The organism is Candidatus Binatia bacterium (genome assembly GCA_036563615.1).
GTDB lineage: Bacteria > Desulfobacterota > Binatia > UBA12015 > UBA12015 > DATCMB01.
Genome location: DATCMB010000006.1, coordinates 868,384 through 888,083, shown reverse-complemented (window position 1 = coordinate 888,083; position 19,700 = coordinate 868,384). Strand labels below are relative to the sequence as shown.

Below are 19,700 nucleotides of genomic sequence, written 5' to 3'. Positions count from 1 at the left end.
GAGCAAGGGCGGCGGGCGGGCGTCCCGGCGAGCGCTCGCGCCGCAGCCGGTGGTCGTTCAGAAGCGGCGTCCGCCGCCGCGGCCGGCGCCCGCGCCGCGGGCGCCCTCGCCCATGGGTCGGGCCTCGTTGACCGTCAGCGCCCGACCGTTCAGCTCCTGACCGTTCCACATGTTGATGGCCTTCTGGCCATCGGCTGCGGAGCCCATCTCGACGAAGCCGAAGCCGCGCGACTGCCCCGTCTCGCGGTCCGTGATGACGCGGGCCGACGTGACCGTCCCCGCCTGGGCGAAGGCTTTCTCCAGGTCCTCGCTGGAGACGTTGTACGGTAGGTTTCCGACGAACAGTCTCACATCTGCTCCTGCTACCCGCGCGCGACGCTCGGGATGCGGTCCAACCTGAAGCGAGCCGATCACGCCTCCGGGGCGTCCCCAGCCCACCCGCCGGGTTCGCCGCGGCGGACTCTAGACCCGTTGTCAAGGAGTGGCAAGGCATCTTGACGCGGCGAGCTGCCCAAAACCCGAGCTTTACGGTTGTGGGGTCAACTAAAGTTCGCTAAGGAACCCCCGCCCTGCCGGGCCAGAACGGTCCCGCCCGACGCAAGCCGGGCGGTCGGGGCGGTTGGGGGGAGCACCGAGCACATGCCGCACCGCGCCTTCATCGGCGTCGGGTCGAATCTGGGGGACCGCAAGGCGAACATCGCCGAGGCGCTCGACCGCGTCGGCAAGCTGCCTGGCTGCCGGATCGTGCGCATGTCGTCCCTCTACGAGAGCGAGCCGCACGGCGACGCCAAGACGTGGTTCGTCAACGCGGCGTTCGAGCTCGAGACGGAGTTCAGCGCCGCCGAGCTGCTGAAGCGCCTCAAGGCGATCGAGCAGGCCATGGGGCGCAAGCGGGTGAAGGGCAAGAAGTGGGGCTCGCGCGTCATCGACCTCGACATCCTGTTCTTCGACAACGAGACGGTGTCGACGCGGACGCTGAAGATCCCGCACCCCGAGCTGCCGGGACGCAAGTTCGTCCTGCTGCCGCTCGCCGAGGTCGCGCCGCAGCACACGCACCCCGAGCTCGGGCAGACGGTGTCGCAGCTGCTCGCGACCACCAAGGACACCAAGCGCGTCGTCCTGCTGCCGCCGAAGTAGGCGGCGCGAGCGGAAGCCCTCCCCTTTCGCCCGGACGCGCCGGAGCCGCGCGACGCGGCGCTACTCGGTCTCGCGGGCGAGCGCGTCGCGGGTCTTCGCGACCGCGGCGCGAAAGCGCGCCACCTCGGCGGCGACCACTTGCTCCGCGTCCGGACGCTCGAGCACGTCGGGATCGGCGGTCAGCGTCGCGTAGGCGTCGACCGCGGCCTGAAATGCGCGCAGCGACCCGCGCTCCGGGTAGTACGACGCGGCGAGCTGCGCGAACTGGCGGGCGCGGGTCAGCGGATAGGTGAACTCGCCCCAGTCCTGCGCGGGCACCGTGCGCTGGTCCTGCGCGAGCGTCTCGAGCTTCGTCGCATACGCGCTCAGCACCTCGAGGTGGGTCTCCATCATGGGCGCGTAACGGCGCGAAAAGCAGCCGTTTCCGAGCGCAAGGAGGAGCGCGCAGGCGAGCAGCACGTACGCCGAGGCCGCCTTGACCCTCCAGAAGCCGGCCCTTAGCATGAGCAGAGTTTCTGCACGGACATGCCCGCACTGCCTCCGATCTACTTCGAGCGTCTGCTCGAAGACTCTCCGGATATCATCGTGGCCGTCGACCGGCATGGCGAGATCGTCTTCTACAACGACGGCGCGCGGACGGCGCTCGGCTACCAGGCGGAGGAGGTGCTGGGGAAGCACGTCAGCATCTTCTACCCGTCGATCGAGGACGCGAAGGCCGTCATGCGGGCGATGCGCGATCCGAACGTCGACTCGCCGGGCAAGGTGCGGAACTTCAAGACGACCTTCGTCACGCGCTCGGGTGAGCGCATCAACGTCGCGATCTCCGGCGCGCTGATCCACGACGAGCAGGGCAACGAGATCGGCTCGATCGGCTTCGCGAAGGATCTCGCCGAGATCCAGCGTCAGAACCAGCTCACGACCCTCGGCGAGATCGCGGTCGGCGTCGCGCACGAGATCAACAACCCGCTGTTCGCGGTGCTGAACAACGTCGCGCTGATCGGCGCCGACATGCGGAAGATGGCGGACGATCCGCTGTACGACGTGCAGGCGGAGCGTCTCGACTCGATCGAGAGCAGCGTCGGCAAGATCCAAAGCGCGGTGAACCGGCTCGCGGACCTCGCGGGCGGCGCCGCCTACGGCACGCGCGAGTACCTCCCGGGCACGCAGATGACCGACCTGCGCAGCAAGGACGGCGACTCTGCGGCGGTGTCGCGCTTGACGACGCCGCTGCGCATCGATCGCACGCTCGAGGGCGTTCGCGTGCTGGTCGCGGACGACGACCTCGCCGTCTGCCAGTCGGTGAGCGAGATTCTGCGGGCGCGCGGCGCCGACGTCAGGATGGTGTTCTCGGGACGCCAGGCCGAGGAGGCGCTCGCGCGCGAAACCTTCGATCTCGTGCTGAGCGACGTTGTCATGCCCGACATCGACGGGTACGACCTGTACATGCACGTCCGCGAGCGCTACCCGAACGTGCCGGTCGTCCTGATGACGGCCTTCTTCTACGACCGCGACCACATCATCAAGCGCGCCAAGGTCGCAGGTCTCGACGGCGTGATCTTCAAGAAGCCCGTCGATCCCGAGCGGCTGGTCCAGGTCGTTCGCGAGCGCTGCAAGCGGTAGGCATCGAGTCGGCGTCATGCCCATCCGGATCACGCGCGTCTACACCCGGACGGGCGACAAGGGGACGACCCGGCTCGTCGGCGGCGAGAAGGTGGCCAAGGACTCGCCGCGCATCGAGGCCTTCGGCACGCTCGACGAGCTGAACGCGATCCTCGGCCTCGCGCGGACGTTCAACGAGCAGGAGCTCGCCGCCGCGGACGCCGATCCCGACGCGCCCGACGGCGCGCGCAAGGCGCGCCGCGAGCTCGACGAGATCCTGCGCGGCCTGCAGAACGAGCTCTTCGATCTCGGCAGCCAGCTCGCCACGCCGCGCGGCTCGGAGTATCCCGGCATGCCGGTCGTCGGCGACGCCGAGGTGACGGCGCTCGAGAAGTGCATCGACCGCTGTCAGAAGGATTTGCAGCCGCTCGAGTCGTTCATCCTGCCGGGCGGCGGCGTGGTCGCGGCCTTCCTCCATCAGGCGCGCACCGTGTGCCGACGCGCCGAGCGGCGGGTGCTCGAGCTGTCGCGCGCCGAGGACATCGATCCCGGCGCGCTGCGCTACCTCAATCGGCTGTCGGACCTGCTCTTCGTGCTGTCGCGCTGGATCGCGCTGCACTCCGGCACGCCCGAGTACCTCTGGGAGCGCGGCCTGCGTCTCGGCAAGCGGGCGGCGCGCCAAGCGAAGTCATAGGAGAGAGACGACGATGACCGCCGAGCCACGACTCTATCTTCGCCAGCTCGAGGTCGGGCCGATGCAGAACTTCGTGTATCTGATCGGCGACCGGGAGAAGCGCGAGGCCGTCGTCGTCGACGCCGCGTGGGACGTCGACGCGATCCTCGACGTGCTCGATCGCGACGACATGAAGCTCGTCGGCGGGCTCGTGACGCACTTCCACCCCGACCACCTCGGCGGGTCGATGATGGGCATGCAGATCGAGGGCGCCGCCGAGCTGCTCGGCAAGCGTCCCGTCAAGATCTACATGCACAAGAGCGAGGCGCCGTACGCGCACCGCGTCGCAGGGCTCTCGGACTCCGACCTGGTTTTCACCGAAGCCGGCGACGACCTCAAGGTCGGCGACCTCACGATCAAGTTCCTGCACACGCCCGGGCACACGCCGGGCTCGCAGTGCTTCCTGGTCGACGGCAACCTGGTCTCGGGCGACACGCTGTTCATCGGCTCGTGCGGACGCGTCGACCTGCCGGGCTCGAGCCCCGAGCAGCTCTTCTACAGCTTGAACCACACGCTCAAGGCGCTGCCGCCGGACACCGTGCTCTACCCGGGGCACAACTACGCCGCCGGCCGCACGACGTCGACGATCGGCGAGGAGACGCGCCGCAACCCGTACATGCGCTTCGATCGTTTGCAGGACTTCCTGTCAATCATGGGATATTAGGCACCGCTTCGCGCACCGGTACACGCAGGAGGGAATCTCATGGCCACGCAGAAGATCTACGAGCTCGGGGAGATGCCGCCGCTCGGCGCCGTTCCCGAGGAGATGTACGCGCAAGTCGTCCGTCAGAACCGCTTCGGCGAGCCGATGAAGGCCTTCGAGATCGAGCGCGTCCCGGTGCCGGAGATCAAGCCGGACGAAGTGCTCGTCTACGTCATGGCGGCCGGCATCAACTACAACAACGTGTGGGCGGCGCTCGGCACGCCGGTCGACGTCATCAAGCAGCGCGAGCGCGAGGGTGACACGACGGGCTTCCACATCGGCGGCAGCGACGCGTCCGGCATCGTCTGGGCGGTCGGCTCCGAGGTGAAGAACGTCAAGGTCGGCGACCGCGTCGTCGTGCACTGCGGCACCTGGGACGCGAACGACCCGGTGGTGAAGGCCGGCAAGGACCCGATGTTCGGCGCGAGCTTCAAGATCTGGGGCTACGAGACGAACTGGGGCAGCTTCGCGCAGTTCACGCGCGTGCAGGCGCACCAGTGCCTGCCGAAGCCGAAGCACCTGACCTGGGAGGCCGCGGCGGCGTACATGCTCGTGGGCGCGACCGCGTACCGCATGCTGATGGGCTGGCCGCCGCACCAGGTCGAGAAGGACGACGTCGTGCTGATCTGGGGCGGCGCCGGCGGACTCGGCTGCCAGGCGATCCAGATCGCGGCGGCGCGCGGCGCGATCCCGGTCGCGGTGATCTCCGGCGAGGAGAAGCACGACTTCTGCGTCAAGCTCGGCGCCAAGGGCACCATCAATCGCAAAAAGTTCGACCACTGGGGGATGATGCCCCACTGGAAGGACACCGAGGCCTACGGCAAGTGGCTCAAGGGTGTGCGCGCCTTCGGCTCGGCGATCTGGGACGTCGTCGGAGCGCGCCGCAACCCGCGCATCGTCTTCGAGCACCCGGGCGAGGACACCGTGCCGACCTCGATCTTCGTCTGCGACACCGGCGGCATGGTGGTGATCTGCGCCGGGACGACCGGCTACAACGCGGTCGCCGACCTGCGCTACCTGTGGATGCGCCAGAAGCGCTTCCAGGGCTCGCACTTCGCGAACGACGAGCAGGCGAAGGCGCTCAACGACATGGTGATCGCGAAGCAGGTCGACCCCTGTCTCGCGGAGGTCGGCAGCTTCGCCGACATCCCTCGCGTCCACCAGGCGATGTACGAGAACCGCCACCCGCACGGGAACATGGCGTGCCTGGTCGGCGCGCCGCGCACCGGGCTCGGCGTCGGCGAGTGATCTCCTAGACGAGCACCGAGAAGCTGACGTGCCGGGCGGCGAGCGAGATCAGCCGCCCGGCACGCAGCTCCCGTTCACGCACGTCCCCACGACGACCGCCTCCGGCCCGCACTGTAGCAGCAAGCTCGCGAGGCTCTCGGTGCTCGAGTGCGTGCTCTGCGTGCACGCACCGCCGCCGTCGCAGCAGAACGCGGTCGGCGGGAAGGTCGTCGCCTCGCAGGCTCCCCCGCAGAGCTGCCCCGGCGGGCACGGAGCGCCCTCGCGCGTGCAGGTCGTGCCGAGACGCAGCGTTCCGCCGGCGAGGAAGCACTGCTCGGCCTCCGCGATGTCGGCGGGAGCGACGCACAGCGTGGCGACCTCGCAGCACAGCGCGGGGAAGGCGAAGTCGCACGCCGCGTCGCAGTAGGGCCCGCCGTCGCAGTTCTCGCCCGGATCGACGACGCCGTTGCCGCAGGTCGCGGGCGTGGTTGGCGTCGGGCTCGGGCTCGCGCTCGGAGTCAGGATTGGCGTCGCGGTCGGCGCGGGCGTCGGCGTCGCCGAAACCCCGCCGCGGATCTGGAGAGCGAACGAGAGGGTCGCGAGCTGCGCTTCGGCGAGCGTCGGCGGACACGTGCCGAGCTTCTCCGCGCGCTCGAACGCGCGCTGCAGCCTGCTCGGCGGCGCGGGCACGAGACAGCCTGCCGGCTCCTGCCCGCGCCGGATCGCCTGCGCCTCGCACTGCAGCAGCCGTCTGACCTCGGCCGCGATCGCGTTCAGCTTCGCGATCCGACAGCGCTCGGCACCGGAGAGCGCGGCCGAGACCGGCGTCGGCGTGAGCCAAGCCGGCAGCAGCGTGAGCGCCAGAAGCGCGACGAACGGGATGCGTCGCATCGCCCCTCCCTTCTCGCACGCGACCGCGTGCGGATGAGCATCCTCCCGCCGCGCACGCGCAGTCAAGCAACCACGGCACGGCGGCTCGCGCGCGCAGGCGAGACCTGCGTCGCCTCTCCCGGCGGCCTCAGCTCCCGCCGAGGCTCATGCGCACGTCGACGTCGCTGATGTCCGGGATCTGCTCGACGAGGTAGGCGCGCAGCCGCTTGCGGATCCGCTCCTCGATCTGCCGCACGCGCTCGCGGCTGATGCCGTACTGCTCGCCGATCTCCTGCAGCGTGAGCGGATCCTCGGCGACCATGCGCCGGTCGAAGATCACCTTCTCCTTGTCACGCAGCGTCTCGCCGAACTCGCGGATCTTCTCGCTGATCAGCTGACGCATCTCCGCTTCGCCGACGCGCGCCTCGGTGTCGTCGCCCTTCGAGAGGAAATCGAGCATCGTCGCGTCGGCGCCGTCGCCGACCGGCGCGTCGACCGAGACGTCGCGCCCGGAGAGGCGCTGCTCCATCTCGATCACCTCGGAGCGCTTCACCGACAGACGCTCGGCGATCAGATCGGGATCCGGCCGGAAGCCCTCGCGCTCGAGACGATCCTTCTCGCGCTGCAGGTTGAAGAACAGCTTGCGCTGCGCCTGCGTCGTGCCGAGCTTCACCAGGCGCCAGTTGTTCATCACGTAGCGGATGATGTAGGCGCGGATCCACCAGATCGCGTACGACGGGAAGCGCACGCCGCGGTACGGATCGAAGTTCTTGACGGCCTCGAGCAGGCCGATGTTGCCCTCCTGGATCAGGTCGAGCAGGTTCTTGAACGCCTGCTGGTACTGCCGCGCGATCATCACGACCAGGCGAAGGTTGGCCGTGACCAGGCGCATCGCCGCGGCGCGGTCGCCGTGCTCGCGCCAGCGCACGGCGAGCTCGTGCTCCTCGGCAGGATCCAGCAGCGGGTGACGGCGGATCTCCGCGAGGTAGCGCTGCAGCGGATCGGTCGGGACGAGCGCGCCGCCGCTGTCGCGGTCCCCGGATGCGGAACCTTCCGCGTCCGACGCCGCTGCCGGCTCGGCGCCGTCGACCGGCTCGACGGTCTCCGCGTCGAGGATCTCGACGTCGCCGGCGTCGAGGACCTCGGGCTCGACCTCCTCGACCTCGTCGACGACCTCGGGCTCCTCCTCGACCACCTCGGGCTCGACCGGGCGCGCGGCCGCCGGCTTGCGGCCCTTCGCGCGTCGCTCGCGACGTGCTCCGGACCTCGGCGTCGGCGAGCCGGGCTCCTTCGTCTTCACAGCCGCAGCCCCTGGCGCGGATTGCGCGAGTAGTACTTCTCGAGCTGCGCGATCTGCTCACGCGCCTGCTCGGCGCGGTCGGGCACGTGCACGAGGACGCGAACGTAGAAGTCGCCGTGCTCGTTGCCGTGCAGCGACTTGACGCCCTTGCCGCGCAGCCGGAAGCGCTTGCCGCTCTGCGTCCCGGGCGGGATCTTGAGCGACACCTCGCCGTCCGGCGTCGGCACCTTGACGGTCGCACCGAGCGCGGCCTCGGGCACGGTCAGCGGGACCTCGAGCGTCAGATCGAGCCCGTCGCGCTTCAGCAGCGGGTGCTCGCCGACCTCGACGACGAGGAAGATGTCGCCCGGCGGCGCGCCGTTGGTGCCCGCTCCGCCCTTTCCCGGCACGCGCACGCGCGAGCCGTTGTCGACGCCGGGCGGGATCTTGACGTTGAGGCGCACCGACTCCTCGATCACGCCGTCGCCGCCGCAGCGCGAGCACGGACGGTTGCCGGCGACGAGGCCCATGCCCTTGCACGTCGGGCACGCCTCGGGCCGTCGCAGGCTGATCGAGCGGGTCGTGCCGCGGATCGCCTCCATGAACTCGACGCGGATCGGCACCTCGATGTCGGCGCCCCGCTGCGGCATCGTCGCGGCGCGCGTGAAGACGTCACCGAACAGATCCTCGAAGCCGTGGAAGCCGCCCGCCGCGCGACCGCCGAACAGGTCCTCGAAGCCGCGCGCGCTCGCTCGCGCGCCGCGCGCGGTGAAGCCGGCGCCGCGCATGCGCGACGCCTCCTCCTTCCAGCGTCGGTACTCGCGCGCCTTCTCGGGGTCGAAGCCGGCCTGCAGGGCTTCTTCGCCGAACTCGTCGTAGAGCTTGCGCATCCTCTCGTCGGAGAGGACGTCGTGCGCGCGCGAGATCTCCTTGAAGCGCTCCTCGGCCGCCTTGTCCCCGGGATTGACGTCCGGATGGTACTTGCGGGCGAGCTTGCGGTAGGCCTTCTTGATCTGGTCGGCGGTGGCGTCACGCGGCACGCCGAGCACGGCGTACAGATCGCTCGCGCCGGCTCGACCGGAGCCGCCCTCGCTATCGCGTTTGGCCATCCGTCACCGATCGTAGCGCCCGCCCGACCGGAGGCGCTGCCCCGTCACTGGTCGGGATAGCGGGCCGTCACCTTGCCAGCGGCGATCTCGCGCAGCGCGCTCACCACTTCCTTGTTCGTCGTCTCGACCAGGGGCCGCGAGCCCTTCAAGAGCTGCTTCGCCCGGCGAGCCGCGAGAATCACGAGCTCGAATCGGTTGGGGATCTTTTCGAGGCAGTCCTCGACCGTTACGCGGGCCATGTCGCTCCCATTCTTCCTGGTCTGGCGTCCGCGCGTGGAGTCGCGCGGACCCGTCCAACCTAACGAATGCCTGGCGGCGATACAAAGCCCCGTGGGGCGAAGGTCGCCCGGGCGCCCGCGAACCGCGGAACGCGGGCCCGTGTCCCGGCAGGATCAGTTGGTCGCGTGCGGGTCGCTGCGCGCGATCAGATCGGCGATGGTCTCGCGGTGCGCGGCGGCCAAGTCGCGCAGCGAGCGCACGAGCGCCGCGTCCTCCGGGTGCTCGTCGTCCCAGCGCACGTACAGCGACGTGAGGCGGCGCTCCAGCGCGCGGTAGTCCTCGAGCGTCGCCACCAGGCGCTCCCACGAGTTGCGGCCGCCACGGACGTGCTCGATGCCGTTCGGGCGCGGGTGGCGGCCGAGCGCGGCGAGCCGCTCGGCGACGGTCCGTGCGTTCCGCTCCTCCGCGTCGAGCAGCCGCTGCAGCCGCTCGGCGACGTGCGGGTACGGGGCGAGCTCGGCGTGCGACTCGAGCTGGCGGGCGAGGCGGCGGTACTCCGCCTGGAGCGCCTGCAGCTCGTCCGCGACGCGCTCCTCTTCGCTCTTGAACCAGGCCACCGAGGGGGCCGGTTATCGGCGCGGGGGGCGGCTGTCAACCAGGCGCAGACGCGGCACGCGGATGCGCGGCCCCTTCACGCGGCCGCGAGGTAGACGAACAGCTCGACGTTGCCCTTCTTCGCGCCCGGCAGCGGCGACACGCAGGTGCCGCGCAGCGCGAGCCCGAGCTCCGCCGCCGCCGCGACCACGGCCGCGACCGCCTCCTCGCGCGCCGCCTCGTCGCGCACCACGCCGCCCTTCCCCACCTTCTCGCGCCCGACCTCGAACTGCGGCTTGACCAGCGCCACGATCTCCGCGGGCGGCACGAGCTGCGCGCGCGTCGCCGGCAGCAGAAGCCGCAGCGAGATGAACGACGCGTCGATCACCGCGAGCGACGGCGCGGGGTCGAGCGCGCTGGGCGGCAGGTTGCGCATGTTGGTCCGCTCGTGGACGCGCACGCGCGAATCCGTGCGCAGCTTCCAGGCGAGCTGCCCGTAGCCGACGTCGACCGCGTGCACGAGCGCCGCGCCGCGCTGCAGCAGGCAGTCGGTGAAGCCGCCGGTCGACGCGCCGACGTCGACGCAGATGCGGCCCGTGACGTCGAGCGCGAAGGCGTCGAGCGCGGCCGCGAGCTTGACGCCACCACGGGACACGTACTCGTGATCCGGCCCCGTCACCGTGATCTCGGCGTCCTCGCGCACCAGATCGCCGGCGTGGCGCGCGCGCTGGCCGTTCACGTACACGCAGCCAGCGAGGATCATGCGTCGTGCCCGCTCGCGGCTCGGCGCGAGCCCGCGGGCCGCAAGCGTCACGTCAAGACGCGCGCTCGACGACATGGCGCACCAGCGCCGCGAGCGGTTCCGCTCGCGAGCCGAACGCGCGCAGCGCTTCGCAGGCGTCGTCCGCCGCCTGGCGCGCGCGACGGCGCGCGCCCTCGACGCCGAGGACCGCTGGGTAGGTCGCCTTGCCCTTCGCTGCGTCCTTGCCGCCCTTGCGGCCGATCAGCGCGCGGGCGTCGGTCGCGTCGAGGATGTCGTCGGCGATCTGGAAGGCGAGCCCGATGGCCTCGCCGTACGCGGTCAGACGCTCGAGCTCGCGCGGCGTGGCGCCGCCGGCGATCGCGCCCGCGCGCACGGCGCAGCGGATCAGCGCGCCCGTCTTGCGGCGGTGGATTGCGGTGACGGTGCGCAGCGGGACGTTCGCGAGCCCCTCGCTCGCGAGGTCGACCACCTGGCCCGCCACCATGCCGTCCGCGCCCGCGGCCTCCGCCACCTCGGCGACGATGGTGAGCGCACGTCGCGCCTCCTCGCCGCGCTTGCCGTTCGCGGCGCTGGCGATCACGGCGAAGGCCTCGGTGAGCAGCGCGTCGCCGGTCAAGATGCCGAGCGCCTCGCCATACTTGACGTGTAGGGACGGCCGACCGCGACGCTCGTCGTCGTCGTCCATCGCCGGCAGGTCGTCGTGCACGAGCGAGTACGCGTGGATCATCTCGATCGCGCAGCCGAACGGCACCGCGCGCTTCGCGGCCGCGCTCCCGCCGACCACCTCGGCCGCGGCGAGCGCGAGCACCGGACGCACGCGCTTGCCCGGCCCGAGCACCGCGTAGCGCATCGCTTCCGCGAGCTGCGGCGGACGCCCGCTCCGTTTGAGATAGCCGCGCAGCGCTCGCTCGATGATGCGCCGGCGCGCGGCGAGGTAACGCTCCAGCTCGGCCGCCGTCACCGCGTGAGCTCGCTGCCGTCGCGCGTCCGCAGAACGCCGCCCGCGTCGCGGAGAAGGATCTCGACCCGGCGCTCGACCTCGCCGAGCTGGGCGTGCAGCGTGCGCAGCATCGCCACGCCCTGCTCGAACGCCTCGAGCGACTCTTCGAGCGGCAGGTTACCGGCCTCGAGGCGGCTCACGATGCTCTCCAGCGTCCGCATCCCTTCCTCGAACGTCGGCCTCGCCGCCGCCTGCGCGGTGTCCCTTTGCTCGCTCACTTCCCCCTCCGCAACGTTCCTCGCGGCACCTCGGCGCCGCTCTCGGCCGACGTCTCTAGCACCTGCGCACGCGCGCTGCCGCGGGCGAAGCGCAGATCGAGCGACTCACCGACCGAGAGCGTCGTCGCGTCGCGCACCACCGCGCCGCCTTCGCGACGCGCGAGCGCGAAGCCGCGGCCGAGCACCGCGAGCGGCGACAGCGCGTCGAGCTGCGCAGCGCGCGCGTCGACCTCGTGACGTGCGCCGGCGAAGCGCCTTTCCCAGGCGGCGGTCATGCGCTGCCCGAGCCGTTCGAGCTCGAGCCGTCGCGCCTGCGGCTGCGGCGCGCAGCCGCCGAGGCGCGCCGCGATGCGGTCGATGCGCTGGCGTCGCGAGACCGGGATCGTCAGCATCGCCTCGCGCGCCCGGCGCGCGAGCGACTCGAGGCGCAGGCGACGCTCCCGCACCAGACGGCGCGGATCCGCGAGCACCACGTCCGCCGCGGCGAGCCGGCTGCGCGCGCGCTCCACGCGCTGCGCGAGCGCGCGCCGGAGACGCAGGGCGCTGGTCGCGAGACGCTCCTCGAGCTCGTCACGCTGCGGCATGACGAGCGCCGCGGCCGCGGTCGGCGTCGGCGCGCGCACGTCGGCGACGAGATCGGCGAGCGTCCAGTCGGTTTCGTGCCCGACCGCCGAGACCACCGGCACGCGCGAGCGCGCGATCGCGCGCACGACGACCTCCTCGTTGAACGCCCACAGATCCTCGATCGAGCCGCCGCCGCGGCCGACGATGATCACCTCGGCCGCGCCGTCGCGGTTCAGATCGTCGAGCGCCGCCGCGACGTCCGCCGCGGCGCCCTCGCCCTGCACGCGGCACGGCCGCACGATCACGTGACGGTCGGGGAAGCGCTGCAGGAGGATGCGCAGGATGTCGCGCACCGCGGCGCCGGTGGCGGCGGTCGCCACGCCCACCGTGCGCGGGAGGAACGGCAACGGCCGCTTGCGCGCCTCGTCGAAGAGCCCTTCCGCGGCGAGCCGCTGCTTGCGCTCCTCGAGCGCGCGGTAGAGCGCGCCGATGCCTTGCGGCTCGATGCGCTCGAGCTGGATCCGCAGGCGTCCGGACGGCGCGTAGAAGTCGACGCGGCGAACGAGCGCGAGGACGTGCATGCCGTCCGCCGGCGAGAAGCGCAGCGCGCGCAGGTCGTCGCGCCAGATCACCGCCTCGATCTGCGCGTCGCCGTCCTTGAGACAGCACCAGACGTGGCCGTTGCGCGCCGGCTTGACGTTCGAGAGCTCGCCCTCGACCCAGAAGCGGGTCGGGAAGCGCTCCTGCAGCACGCCCTGCAGACGCGCCGCCAGCTCGCGGACGGTGAGCGCGCGCCGGACCGGCTTCGGGGCCGCCGCGAACGTCATCCTGGGACGGCCACCGACACGGGAAGCGAGCGGACGCGACGCGCGAGGGTCGTGCTGCTCGGGCGCAAGAGCGGTCCGGTCAGTTGCTCTTCGCGACCAGCGTCTTGAAGACCTGCCAGCTCTTCAGGAGCTCGAGCGCGCGGTCGAGCTGCGGGTCCTTGCCGAGCTCGCCCATCGTCTGCGACGAGCTGCCGTCGTCCGACGGCGCGTCCTCGGGCTCCTCGATCTCCGGCTCGTTCTTGATCGGCTTCGGCGTCAGCTTCGAGCCGTCCTGATCGCGATTGCCGTTCTCGAGGTGCTTCGGCAGGTTCTCCTCGCGCAGGAACTGCGACTGCGGCGACTTCTTCGCGTCGATCTTCTGGAGCTGGACGTTGTTCTCCATGATGATGTCCGGCGTGATGCCGGTCGCCTGGATGGAGCGTCCGCTCGGCGTGTAGTAGAGCGCGGTCGTCAAGCGCAGCGCAGACTGGTCGTCGAGGGGCAGGATCGTCTGCACCGACCCCTTGCCGAAGGTCTGCGTGCCGAGCACGAGCGCGCGCTTGTGGTCCTGCAGCGCGCCCGCGACGATCTCCGCCGCGCTCGCCGTGCCGCCGTTGACCAGCACCACCATCGGGAAGTCGGTGTAGCTGCCCGGCTTGTGCGCGAAGTACTTCTGCTTCTGGCTGTCGAGCCGGCCGTCCGTGTAGACGATCAGGCCCGAGTCGAGGAAGGTGTCGGCGACCTTGACCGCCTGCGACAGGAGCCCGCCGGGATCGTTGCGCAGGTCGAGGATCAGGCCGCGGATGCTGCCGTCGTTGCTCGCCGAGAGCTGCGCGAGCGCCTCCTCGAGCGCGGCCGCGGTCCGCTCCTGGAACTGGGTGATGCGGATGTAGCCGTAGCCGTCGCCGAGATCCTTGTATTTGACGCTTTGGATCTGGATGTTCTCGCGGACCAGCGTGAAGTCGAGCAGCTCGGGCACGCCCTCTCGCTTGATCGACAGGACGACCTTCGAGCCGCGCGGGCCGCGCATCTTCTTGACGGCGTCGGCGAGCGTCAGGTCCTTGGTGAACTCGCCGTCGATCTTGATGATCTGGTCACCGGGCAGGATGCCGGCGCGCGACGCGGGCGTGTCCTCGATCGGCGACACCACCGTCAAGACACCACCCCGGTTGGTGATCTCGATGCCGAGACCGCCGAAGCTCCCCTTGGTGTCGACCTGCAGCTCCTTGTAGAGCTCGGGCGTCAAGTAGGCGCTGTGCGGGTCGAGCGACCCGAGCATGCCGTTCACCGCGCCCTCGAGGAGCTGCTTGGTGTCGACGTGGTCGACGTAGTTCTTCTGAACGATCGATAGGATGTTGGTGAAGGTTTCGAGCTCGTCGTAGGTCTCCTGTGGGACCGCCGACACCCGCTCGACCGCTCGCCCTCCGGAGAACAGCACCGCCATGCAGACGCCGAAAGCGAGCGTCGTCAGCGTAGCGCGCCGGCGTCGGGTGCTGGAAAACTGCCTCATGCCTTTCCTCTTCGTGGAGATCTCTCTCCGGATTGCAATGCTTTCGCACCATATCTCATAAGCGAACCGTTCGCCCGTCGGAAGGCGGATTTTCAGCCGCCCGTCCCGGTCTGCACGGCCGTGGGCTCCATGCGGAGCCAGGCGATCGGATCGACCGCCTTGCCGCGCTCGCGCACCGAGAAGTAGAGCGTGCCGCCCTCCCCGGCCCGCGCGACCGGCTCGCCCGCCTCGACCTCCATTCCCCGCACGACCAATGCTTCGGCAACTCGGCCGTAGACGCTGAAGGTGCGCCGACCGTGGCTGACGACGACGACCCGTCCGGCGCCCGCGAGGTCGCCCGAGAACACCACCTTGCCCGGCGCGCTCGCCCGCACGATCTCGCCCGGACGGGTGCGCAGCCCGACGCCGTTGCGAAACGCCCGCGGCTTGCCCGGCAGCCCGGCCTCGCCGAAGGCGACCTCGACGCGTCCGGCGACCGGCGCGAGACGCGGCTCGATGGGCGGCCCGGGAAACAGGCTCGCGCGGTGCTGGGCGCGCAGCTCGAGCCGTCTCGCCTCGAGCGCGGCGCAGGACTCGCGCCAGCGCTCGACGAGGCGCGCGTCCGCCTCGCGTTGCGCGGAGGCGAGGCGAAGCAGCACGGCATCCTCCTTGGCGTACGCGCGGAGCGCCACGAGCTCGGTCTCGGCGAGCGTCTTCTCGGCCTCGTGCAGGCCCTTGCGGCAGGCCGCGAGCTCGCGCGCCACGCCGCGCAGCATCTGCCACTCGCTGGGCACCGTGGCGGACGCGTCGAGGGTCGCGGCCGAGCCGACCGCGGCCGACGTCAGCACGGACGACAGAAGCAGCAGCGTCGCCGCCCAGCCGACGAGCCGCGCCGGCTCGGCGGTCAAGCGCAGCAGCGCGCGGCGCGCCGCGAGCGCCGCCGAGCCGACGGCGCCGAGCGCGAAGACCAGCGCGGCGAGCGCGCTGCCGAGCGAGCTCGGCAGCGGCACCGTGCCCCTGCTCGCGAGGCTCGTCGCGGCGTCGGGCGCGACGAAGCGCACGACGAGCAGCGCTGCGCCGAGCGCCCCCAGCACGCCGGCCAGCGCCGTCACGCCGAGCACCGCGCCGACCGGACGCCACAGCGCGACGGGCTCCGTCCCGAGCAGCCAGCGCACCGCGAGCTCGTCGGCGCGCGCCCGGACGGCCATCGTCGAGGTGACCGTCACGCCGGCGACGAACAGCGCGCAGCCGAGCGCGATCAGCGCGATGCCCGCGCCCCCCAGGCGACCCGACGCCTTCGGCGCCGCCGCGACGTCGACCGCGCCGAGCGCGATCACCTCGACGACACCGTCGATCTGCTGCAGCGTCGCGACCCGCTCGGCGACGTCGCCGTCCGGTCCGCGCGGCACCGCGACCTCGAGGACGCGCAGCATGTCGCCGCGGCGCTCGAACGCGGTCTCGCCGATGAGCTGATCGATGCTGTGCTCGCCGATCAGCCGGATCTCCGGGTGGAGCGCGATGCCCTCGCGGGTCGCCTCCGCGAGCGGCCCGCGGGCGACGACGTAGAAGCGGACGTCGCCGGTCGCGGCGTCGCCGAGCGAGCGCGCGCGCGCGAGCAGCGCGCCGCCGGCCGTCACCAGGATGCCCGCCGTGAGCGCGAGGACGAAGGCGAGCGCGAGCGCCCCGCCCATGCGGCGCGCGGCGCCGACGGACCACATCACGACTGCCGTCCCGCGACGCTGCGCACGCGGCCCGTCGGGGCCGCGGTCTCGAGCGTGATGCGGCCGCCGTCGAGCATGGCGACGCGGTGGGCGCCGAGCCCGGCGAGGCCCGGCTCGCGGCTCGCGATCAGCACCGTCTTGCCGAACGAGCGCTCCTCGGCGAGCAGCGCGCCGAGCGCGCGCGTCTCACGCGCGTCGAAGCCCGCCGCCGGCTCGTCGGCGACGATCAGCGACGCCTCGCGACGCGCGAGCGCCCGCGCGATGCCGATCCAGCGCCGCTCGGACTCCGACAGGGTCGCGGCGCGGCGGTGCAGCAGGTGCGTCAAGCCGACGCGCTCGACCGCCGCGGCCGCCGACGCGCGCGCCTGCTGCGGCAGGGCGCCGGTCACCTCGAGCGCGAGCGCGACGTTCTGCTCGACCGTCAAGTCGTCGACCAGCAGCGGTCGCTGCGGGATCAGCCCGATGCGGCGCCGGTGCGCGGCGAGAACCTCCTGCGAGCTGCCGCCGAGCACGAGATCGTCGACCACGATCCAGCCGTGCGTCGGCTCCTCGAGGCCGAGCAGCAGGCGGACGAGCGTGCTCTTCCCCGCTCCCGCCGGACCGCTCACCACCACCGCGTCGCCGGTATCGACGCAGAGGTTCACATCGAGCAGCACCTCTGCGTCCGGATACGACCGGGCAACGTGAATGAACCGCACCATCGACCGCGCCCCCCGCAAGACGCTGCGCGATACCTGCGCCGTCTTAGCCAGGAAGCGACCGCGACCGCAAGGCGAAGCGCACGACGGTGCCGCGCTCACTGCCCTGCCCTGTTTTGACTTGGCTCCGCGACCGCTGCTAGGCCGCGAGATGGAGGTGCGGTCATGCGGGTGGAGCGGCAGCTCACGTTGATCCTCGAGAACCGCCCCGGCGTTCTCGCCGACGTCTGCGCGGACCTCGCGCAGGCGAAGATCAACATCAAGGGCATCTACGTCGAGAACCTGGTCGACCACTCGGCCGTGCGCGTCGTGGTGAGCGACCCCGACAAGGCGATGCACCTGCTCGGCGCGGCCGGCGTGCTGGTGTTCGAGAACGAGATCGTCGCGGTCCCGGTCGAGAACCGCCCCGGCACGCTCGCCGCCATCGCCCGCCGTCTCGGCAAGGCGCGGGTCAACATCGACTACATGTACGCGAGCACGCCCGACCGCGGGAAGGCGGTGATCTTCCTCGCGGTGAGCAACGTCAAGCGCGCGGGCGAGGCGCTGAAGGGCTATCGCTGACCGACGCCCGGGTGCGCAACGGACTCCGCGCGCGCAGCGCGCGGCCGAGCGTAGCGAGCGGGTGAGTGGGGCCGCGGCTTTGCCGCGTGGGGCGAGAGGGCAGCGCCTTCTCGTGGAATCAGTTCCCGTCGGGCCCCTTCGGCCAGCGCCCCTCGGTGATCAGCGTGCGCAGGTCCTGCTCGAACGATGGATCCTTCCAGTCGCGCGGACCGATGTAGCGCGCCACCTGCCGCCCCTCGCGGTCGATGATGAAGGTCTCGGGGTAGCCGAAGACGCCGTAGGCGCGTCCGATCTCGCCGGTCGGGCTCACCAGCACCGGGAAGGTGAGCTTCATCTCCTCGACGAACTTCTTCACCACCGGCGCGCCGCCATCGTCCTCGCTGATCGCCAGCATCACGAAGTCCTCGGCGGCGAACTTCTTCGACAGCGCCTCCATCGCCGGCATCTCCGCGCGGCACGGCGGACACCAGGTCGTCCAGAAGTTGAGGAACACGACCTTGCCGCGGTGCTGCGAGAGCCGCACCGCCTGACCGTTCAGGTCCTGGGCGACGAAGTCGGGCGCCATCTTGCCGCCCGACTGACAGCCCGCGAGCAGCAGCAGCGCGGCGATGCCGGCGAGCGGTGACAGCGCCGCGCGACGGCCGCGCGCCCAGAGCAGCCCCGCGCCGCCCGCCACGACGCTAGCGATCCCGAACCACTGCGCCTCGGTGAGACCGAGCCACAGACGCGGCTCGATGCGCACGTACTCGACCAGGAAGCGCGCGACACCCGACAGCACGAGGTACGCGAACAGCACCGAGCCGTCCGCCCAGCGCCCGGGCTGACGCGCCATGCGCAGCAGCGCCACGAAGATCCCGCTGTAGAGCAGGCTCTCGTAGACCGGTGCGGGGTGGACGCGGACGCCCACGGGCTCGGTCCAGCCGTAGATCGCGCGCGGATAGGCCATCGCCCACGGCAGCGTCGACGCCGTGCCCCAGTCGCCGTCGCCCGCGAGCTGGCAGCCGATGCGGCCGATCGCCTGCCCGAGCGCGAGCCCCGGCGCGATCGCGTCGACCACCACGAGCCACGGCAGCCCGCGCATGCGGATGTACGCCGACACCGAGACGAAGCCGCCGACCAGGCCGCCGTACCAGACGAAGCCCGCGCCGGTCAGCAGCGAGCTCAGCGGTGCCGCGACGAAGCCGCTCCAGTCGTTGATGATCGCGAGCACCCGCGAGCCGACGAGGCCGCCGATCGCCGCCCACCAGACGATCGAGGACGCATGCCCTCGGTCGAGGCCGCGCGCTTCGAGCAGGTTGCCGAGCACGTAGCCTGCGGCGAGGAACGCCAGGGCGAGCATCGCGCCGAAGCTGTAGAGCGCGAGCGGACCGATCTGAACCAGGACCGGGACCATCGAGGATCCGACGAGACATACCCGATCCCTCCCGCGCCCGCCATGCTCTCGCCCCCGGCGCGACGTTGCATGACGCGCTGGCGCAGACAGAATGTGCGCATGCCGAAGGCTGGATTCTGGGCCATCGAGAACAAGAGCATCCGCTTCGGGCGCGACGGACGCTGGTACGCGGACGACGCGCCGATCGAGAACCAGCGCATCGCCGACCTGTTCTCGCGCCACGTCACGCGCGAGCAGGACGGCAGCTGGTGGCTGCGCATCGGCGACGAGCGCGCCAAGATCGTCGTCGAGGACACCCCCTACGTCGTCACGCGCGTCGACGGCGACGCCGAGGCGGGCTTCCGCATCACGCTCAACGACGGCACCTCGGAGCCGCTCGCGGCGTCCTCCCTCACCCTCGGCAAGGACGACGTGCTCTACGTCGACGTCAAGGGCGGCGCGTTCCGCGCCCGCTTCCTGCGCGCCGCGCAGGCGGAGCTGCTCTCGCACGTCGAGATGGACGGCGACCGCTTCGTCCTGCGCCTGCCGTCCGGGACGCACGAGATCGCGCAAGACGCGGCGCGATGCTCGTAGTCCTGGTCGAGCCCGAGATTCCGCAGAACACGGGCTCGATCGCGCGGCTGTGCGCCGCGACCGAGACCCCGCTGCACCTGGTCGGAAAGCTCGGCTTCTCGCTCGAGGACCGCTACCTCAAGCGCGCGGGCCTCGACTACTGGCCGTACGTCGACCTCACCGTGCACGCCGGCTGGCAGGAGTTCGACGCCGCGCGCGCGCCCGGTCGCCTGCTCGCCTTCAGCTCGCACGGCGTCGAGTCGTACACGCGGATCGAGTTTCGCGAGGACGACGCGCTGGTCTTCGGCGGCGAGACGCGCGGCCTGCCCGACGATCTGCGCGCCAAGCTCGCACCGCTCTACCGCATCCCGATGTCCGGCCGCGGCGTGCGCAGCCTGAACCTCTCGAACGCGGTGTCGATCGTGCTCTACGAGGCGCTGCGCCAGCTCGGGCGGGCGTGAGCGG

General features: G+C 71.4%; 23 protein-coding genes. 8 read left to right on the top strand and 15 right to left on the bottom strand.

The genetic code is table 11. The features are described from left to right. Nucleotides 1-57: 57 nt before the first annotated feature. Nucleotides 58-351: an RNA-binding protein gene (locus VIS07_06805; GenBank protein ID HEY8515203.1), complete on the bottom strand. Its 294-nt coding sequence runs from the start codon at nt 349-351 to the stop codon at nt 58-60. A gap of 288 nt (nt 352-639) precedes the next feature. On the opposite strand from VIS07_06805, the gene folK reads away from it, so the two are divergent. Then, nucleotides 640-1,137, top strand: coding sequence for a 2-amino-4-hydroxy-6-hydroxymethyldihydropteridine diphosphokinase (gene folK, locus VIS07_06800; GenBank protein ID HEY8515202.1), 498 nt, complete (start codon nt 640-642; stop codon nt 1,135-1,137). A gap of 60 nt (nt 1,138-1,197) precedes the next feature. Here folK and VIS07_06795 read toward each other — a convergent pair whose 3' ends face one another. After that, complete coding sequence (locus VIS07_06795; protein ID HEY8515201.1) at nt 1,198-1,740, bottom strand: hypothetical protein; 543 nt, start codon at nt 1,738-1,740, stop codon at nt 1,198-1,200. On the opposite strand from VIS07_06795, the gene VIS07_06790 reads away from it, so the two are divergent. The 4 genes from VIS07_06790 to ccrA are packed head-to-tail and all read left to right on the top strand — an operon-like array spanning nt 1,723 to nt 5,420. Continuing rightward, a complete protein-coding gene (locus tag VIS07_06790; protein HEY8515200.1) occupies nt 1,723-2,757 on the top strand; it encodes a response regulator in 1,035 nt (344 codons plus the stop codon). The genes VIS07_06795 and VIS07_06790 overlap by 18 nt on opposite strands. 16 nt (nt 2,758-2,773) lie before the next feature. Next, on the top strand, nt 2,774-3,430 hold the full coding sequence (locus VIS07_06785; protein HEY8515199.1) for a cob(I)yrinic acid a,c-diamide adenosyltransferase: 657 nt from the start codon (nt 2,774-2,776) through the stop codon (nt 3,428-3,430). A 13-nt stretch (nt 3,431-3,443) separates the two neighbouring features. Then, nucleotides 3,444-4,133 (top strand): MBL fold metallo-hydrolase, encoded by a 690-nt coding sequence (locus VIS07_06780; GenBank protein HEY8515198.1) that lies wholly within the window; start codon nt 3,444-3,446, stop codon nt 4,131-4,133. A 39-nt stretch (nt 4,134-4,172) separates the two neighbouring features. Beyond that, nucleotides 4,173-5,420, top strand: coding sequence for a crotonyl-CoA carboxylase/reductase (ccrA, locus tag VIS07_06775; protein ID HEY8515197.1), 1,248 nt, complete (start codon nt 4,173-4,175; stop codon nt 5,418-5,420). A 48-nt stretch (nt 5,421-5,468) separates the two neighbouring features. Here ccrA and VIS07_06770 read toward each other — a convergent pair whose 3' ends face one another. From VIS07_06770 to VIS07_06715, 12 genes are all read right to left on the bottom strand, one after another. Beyond that, a complete protein-coding gene (locus tag VIS07_06770; GenBank protein ID HEY8515196.1) occupies nt 5,469-6,290 on the bottom strand; it encodes a hypothetical protein in 822 nt (273 codons plus the stop codon). 127 nt (nt 6,291-6,417) lie between these two features. Continuing rightward, the gene (locus VIS07_06765; GenBank protein HEY8515195.1) at nt 6,418-7,569 is read right to left on the bottom strand and encodes an RNA polymerase factor sigma-32; all 1,152 of its coding nucleotides are present in this window, start codon (nt 7,567-7,569) and stop codon (nt 6,418-6,420) included. Continuing rightward, on the bottom strand, nt 7,566-8,657 hold the full coding sequence (locus tag VIS07_06760; protein HEY8515194.1) for a DnaJ C-terminal domain-containing protein: 1,092 nt from the start codon (nt 8,655-8,657) through the stop codon (nt 7,566-7,568). Before VIS07_06760 ends, VIS07_06765 begins: the two co-directional genes overlap by 4 nt. Nucleotides 8,658-8,701: 44 nt before the next feature. Next, nucleotides 8,702-8,896, bottom strand: coding sequence for a DNA-directed RNA polymerase subunit omega (rpoZ, locus tag VIS07_06755; GenBank protein ID HEY8515193.1), 195 nt, complete (start codon nt 8,894-8,896; stop codon nt 8,702-8,704). A gap of 153 nt (nt 8,897-9,049) precedes the next feature. Continuing rightward, nucleotides 9,050-9,493 (bottom strand): hypothetical protein, encoded by a 444-nt coding sequence (locus VIS07_06750; GenBank protein ID HEY8515192.1) that lies wholly within the window; start codon nt 9,491-9,493, stop codon nt 9,050-9,052. A gap of 74 nt (nt 9,494-9,567) precedes the next feature. Further along, nucleotides 9,568-10,308 carry a TlyA family RNA methyltransferase gene (locus VIS07_06745; GenBank protein HEY8515191.1) on the bottom strand — a complete coding sequence of 247 codons (741 nt, stop codon included), beginning with the start codon at nt 10,306-10,308 and terminating at the stop codon, nt 9,568-9,570. Next, a complete protein-coding gene (locus VIS07_06740) occupies nt 10,286-11,194 on the bottom strand; it encodes a farnesyl diphosphate synthase (protein HEY8515190.1) in 909 nt (302 codons plus the stop codon). Before VIS07_06740 ends, VIS07_06745 begins: the two co-directional genes overlap by 23 nt. Further along, on the bottom strand, nt 11,191-11,451 hold the full coding sequence (gene xseB, locus VIS07_06735) for an exodeoxyribonuclease VII small subunit (GenBank protein ID HEY8515189.1): 261 nt from the start codon (nt 11,449-11,451) through the stop codon (nt 11,191-11,193). Before xseB ends, VIS07_06740 begins: the two co-directional genes overlap by 4 nt. Beyond that, the gene (gene xseA, locus VIS07_06730) at nt 11,448-12,842 is read right to left on the bottom strand and encodes an exodeoxyribonuclease VII large subunit (protein ID HEY8515188.1); all 1,395 of its coding nucleotides are present in this window, start codon (nt 12,840-12,842) and stop codon (nt 11,448-11,450) included. Before xseA ends, xseB begins: the two co-directional genes overlap by 4 nt. Nucleotides 12,843-12,921: 79 nt before the next feature. After that, nucleotides 12,922-14,331, bottom strand: a complete 1,410-nt coding sequence (locus VIS07_06725; protein ID HEY8515187.1) for a S41 family peptidase — start codon at nt 14,329-14,331, stop codon at nt 12,922-12,924. 92 nt (nt 14,332-14,423) lie between these two features. Further along, nucleotides 14,424-16,028 (bottom strand): peptidoglycan DD-metalloendopeptidase family protein, encoded by a 1,605-nt coding sequence (locus VIS07_06720; GenBank protein ID HEY8515186.1) that lies wholly within the window; start codon nt 16,026-16,028, stop codon nt 14,424-14,426. Beyond that, nucleotides 16,028-16,687 (bottom strand): ATP-binding cassette domain-containing protein, encoded by a 660-nt coding sequence (locus tag VIS07_06715; protein ID HEY8515185.1) that lies wholly within the window; start codon nt 16,685-16,687, stop codon nt 16,028-16,030. Before VIS07_06715 ends, VIS07_06720 begins: the two co-directional genes overlap by 1 nt. A 207-nt stretch (nt 16,688-16,894) precedes the next feature. Here VIS07_06715 and VIS07_06710 point away from each other — a divergent pair, with 207 nt between their 5' ends. Then, nucleotides 16,895-17,290, top strand: coding sequence for an ACT domain-containing protein (locus tag VIS07_06710; protein HEY8515184.1), 396 nt, complete (start codon nt 16,895-16,897; stop codon nt 17,288-17,290). A gap of 118 nt (nt 17,291-17,408) precedes the next feature. Here the strand turns inward: VIS07_06710 and VIS07_06705 are convergent, their stop codons facing one another. Continuing rightward, entirely contained in the window at nt 17,409-18,683 is a 1,275-nt protein-coding gene (locus VIS07_06705) for a prolipoprotein diacylglyceryl transferase family protein (protein HEY8515183.1), read from the bottom strand. A gap of 99 nt (nt 18,684-18,782) precedes the next feature. Between VIS07_06705 and VIS07_06700 the strand changes: the two genes are divergently transcribed. Together VIS07_06700 and VIS07_06695 are read left to right on the top strand one after the other, a co-directional pair. Further along, on the top strand, nt 18,783-19,256 hold the full coding sequence (locus tag VIS07_06700; protein HEY8515182.1) for a DUF1285 domain-containing protein: 474 nt from the start codon (nt 18,783-18,785) through the stop codon (nt 19,254-19,256). Continuing rightward, entirely contained in the window at nt 19,247-19,696 is a 450-nt protein-coding gene (locus VIS07_06695; GenBank protein ID HEY8515181.1) for a tRNA (cytidine(34)-2'-O)-methyltransferase, read from the top strand. The genes VIS07_06700 and VIS07_06695 overlap by 10 nt, the downstream gene beginning before the upstream one ends. Nucleotides 19,697-19,700 lie beyond the last annotated feature (4 nt).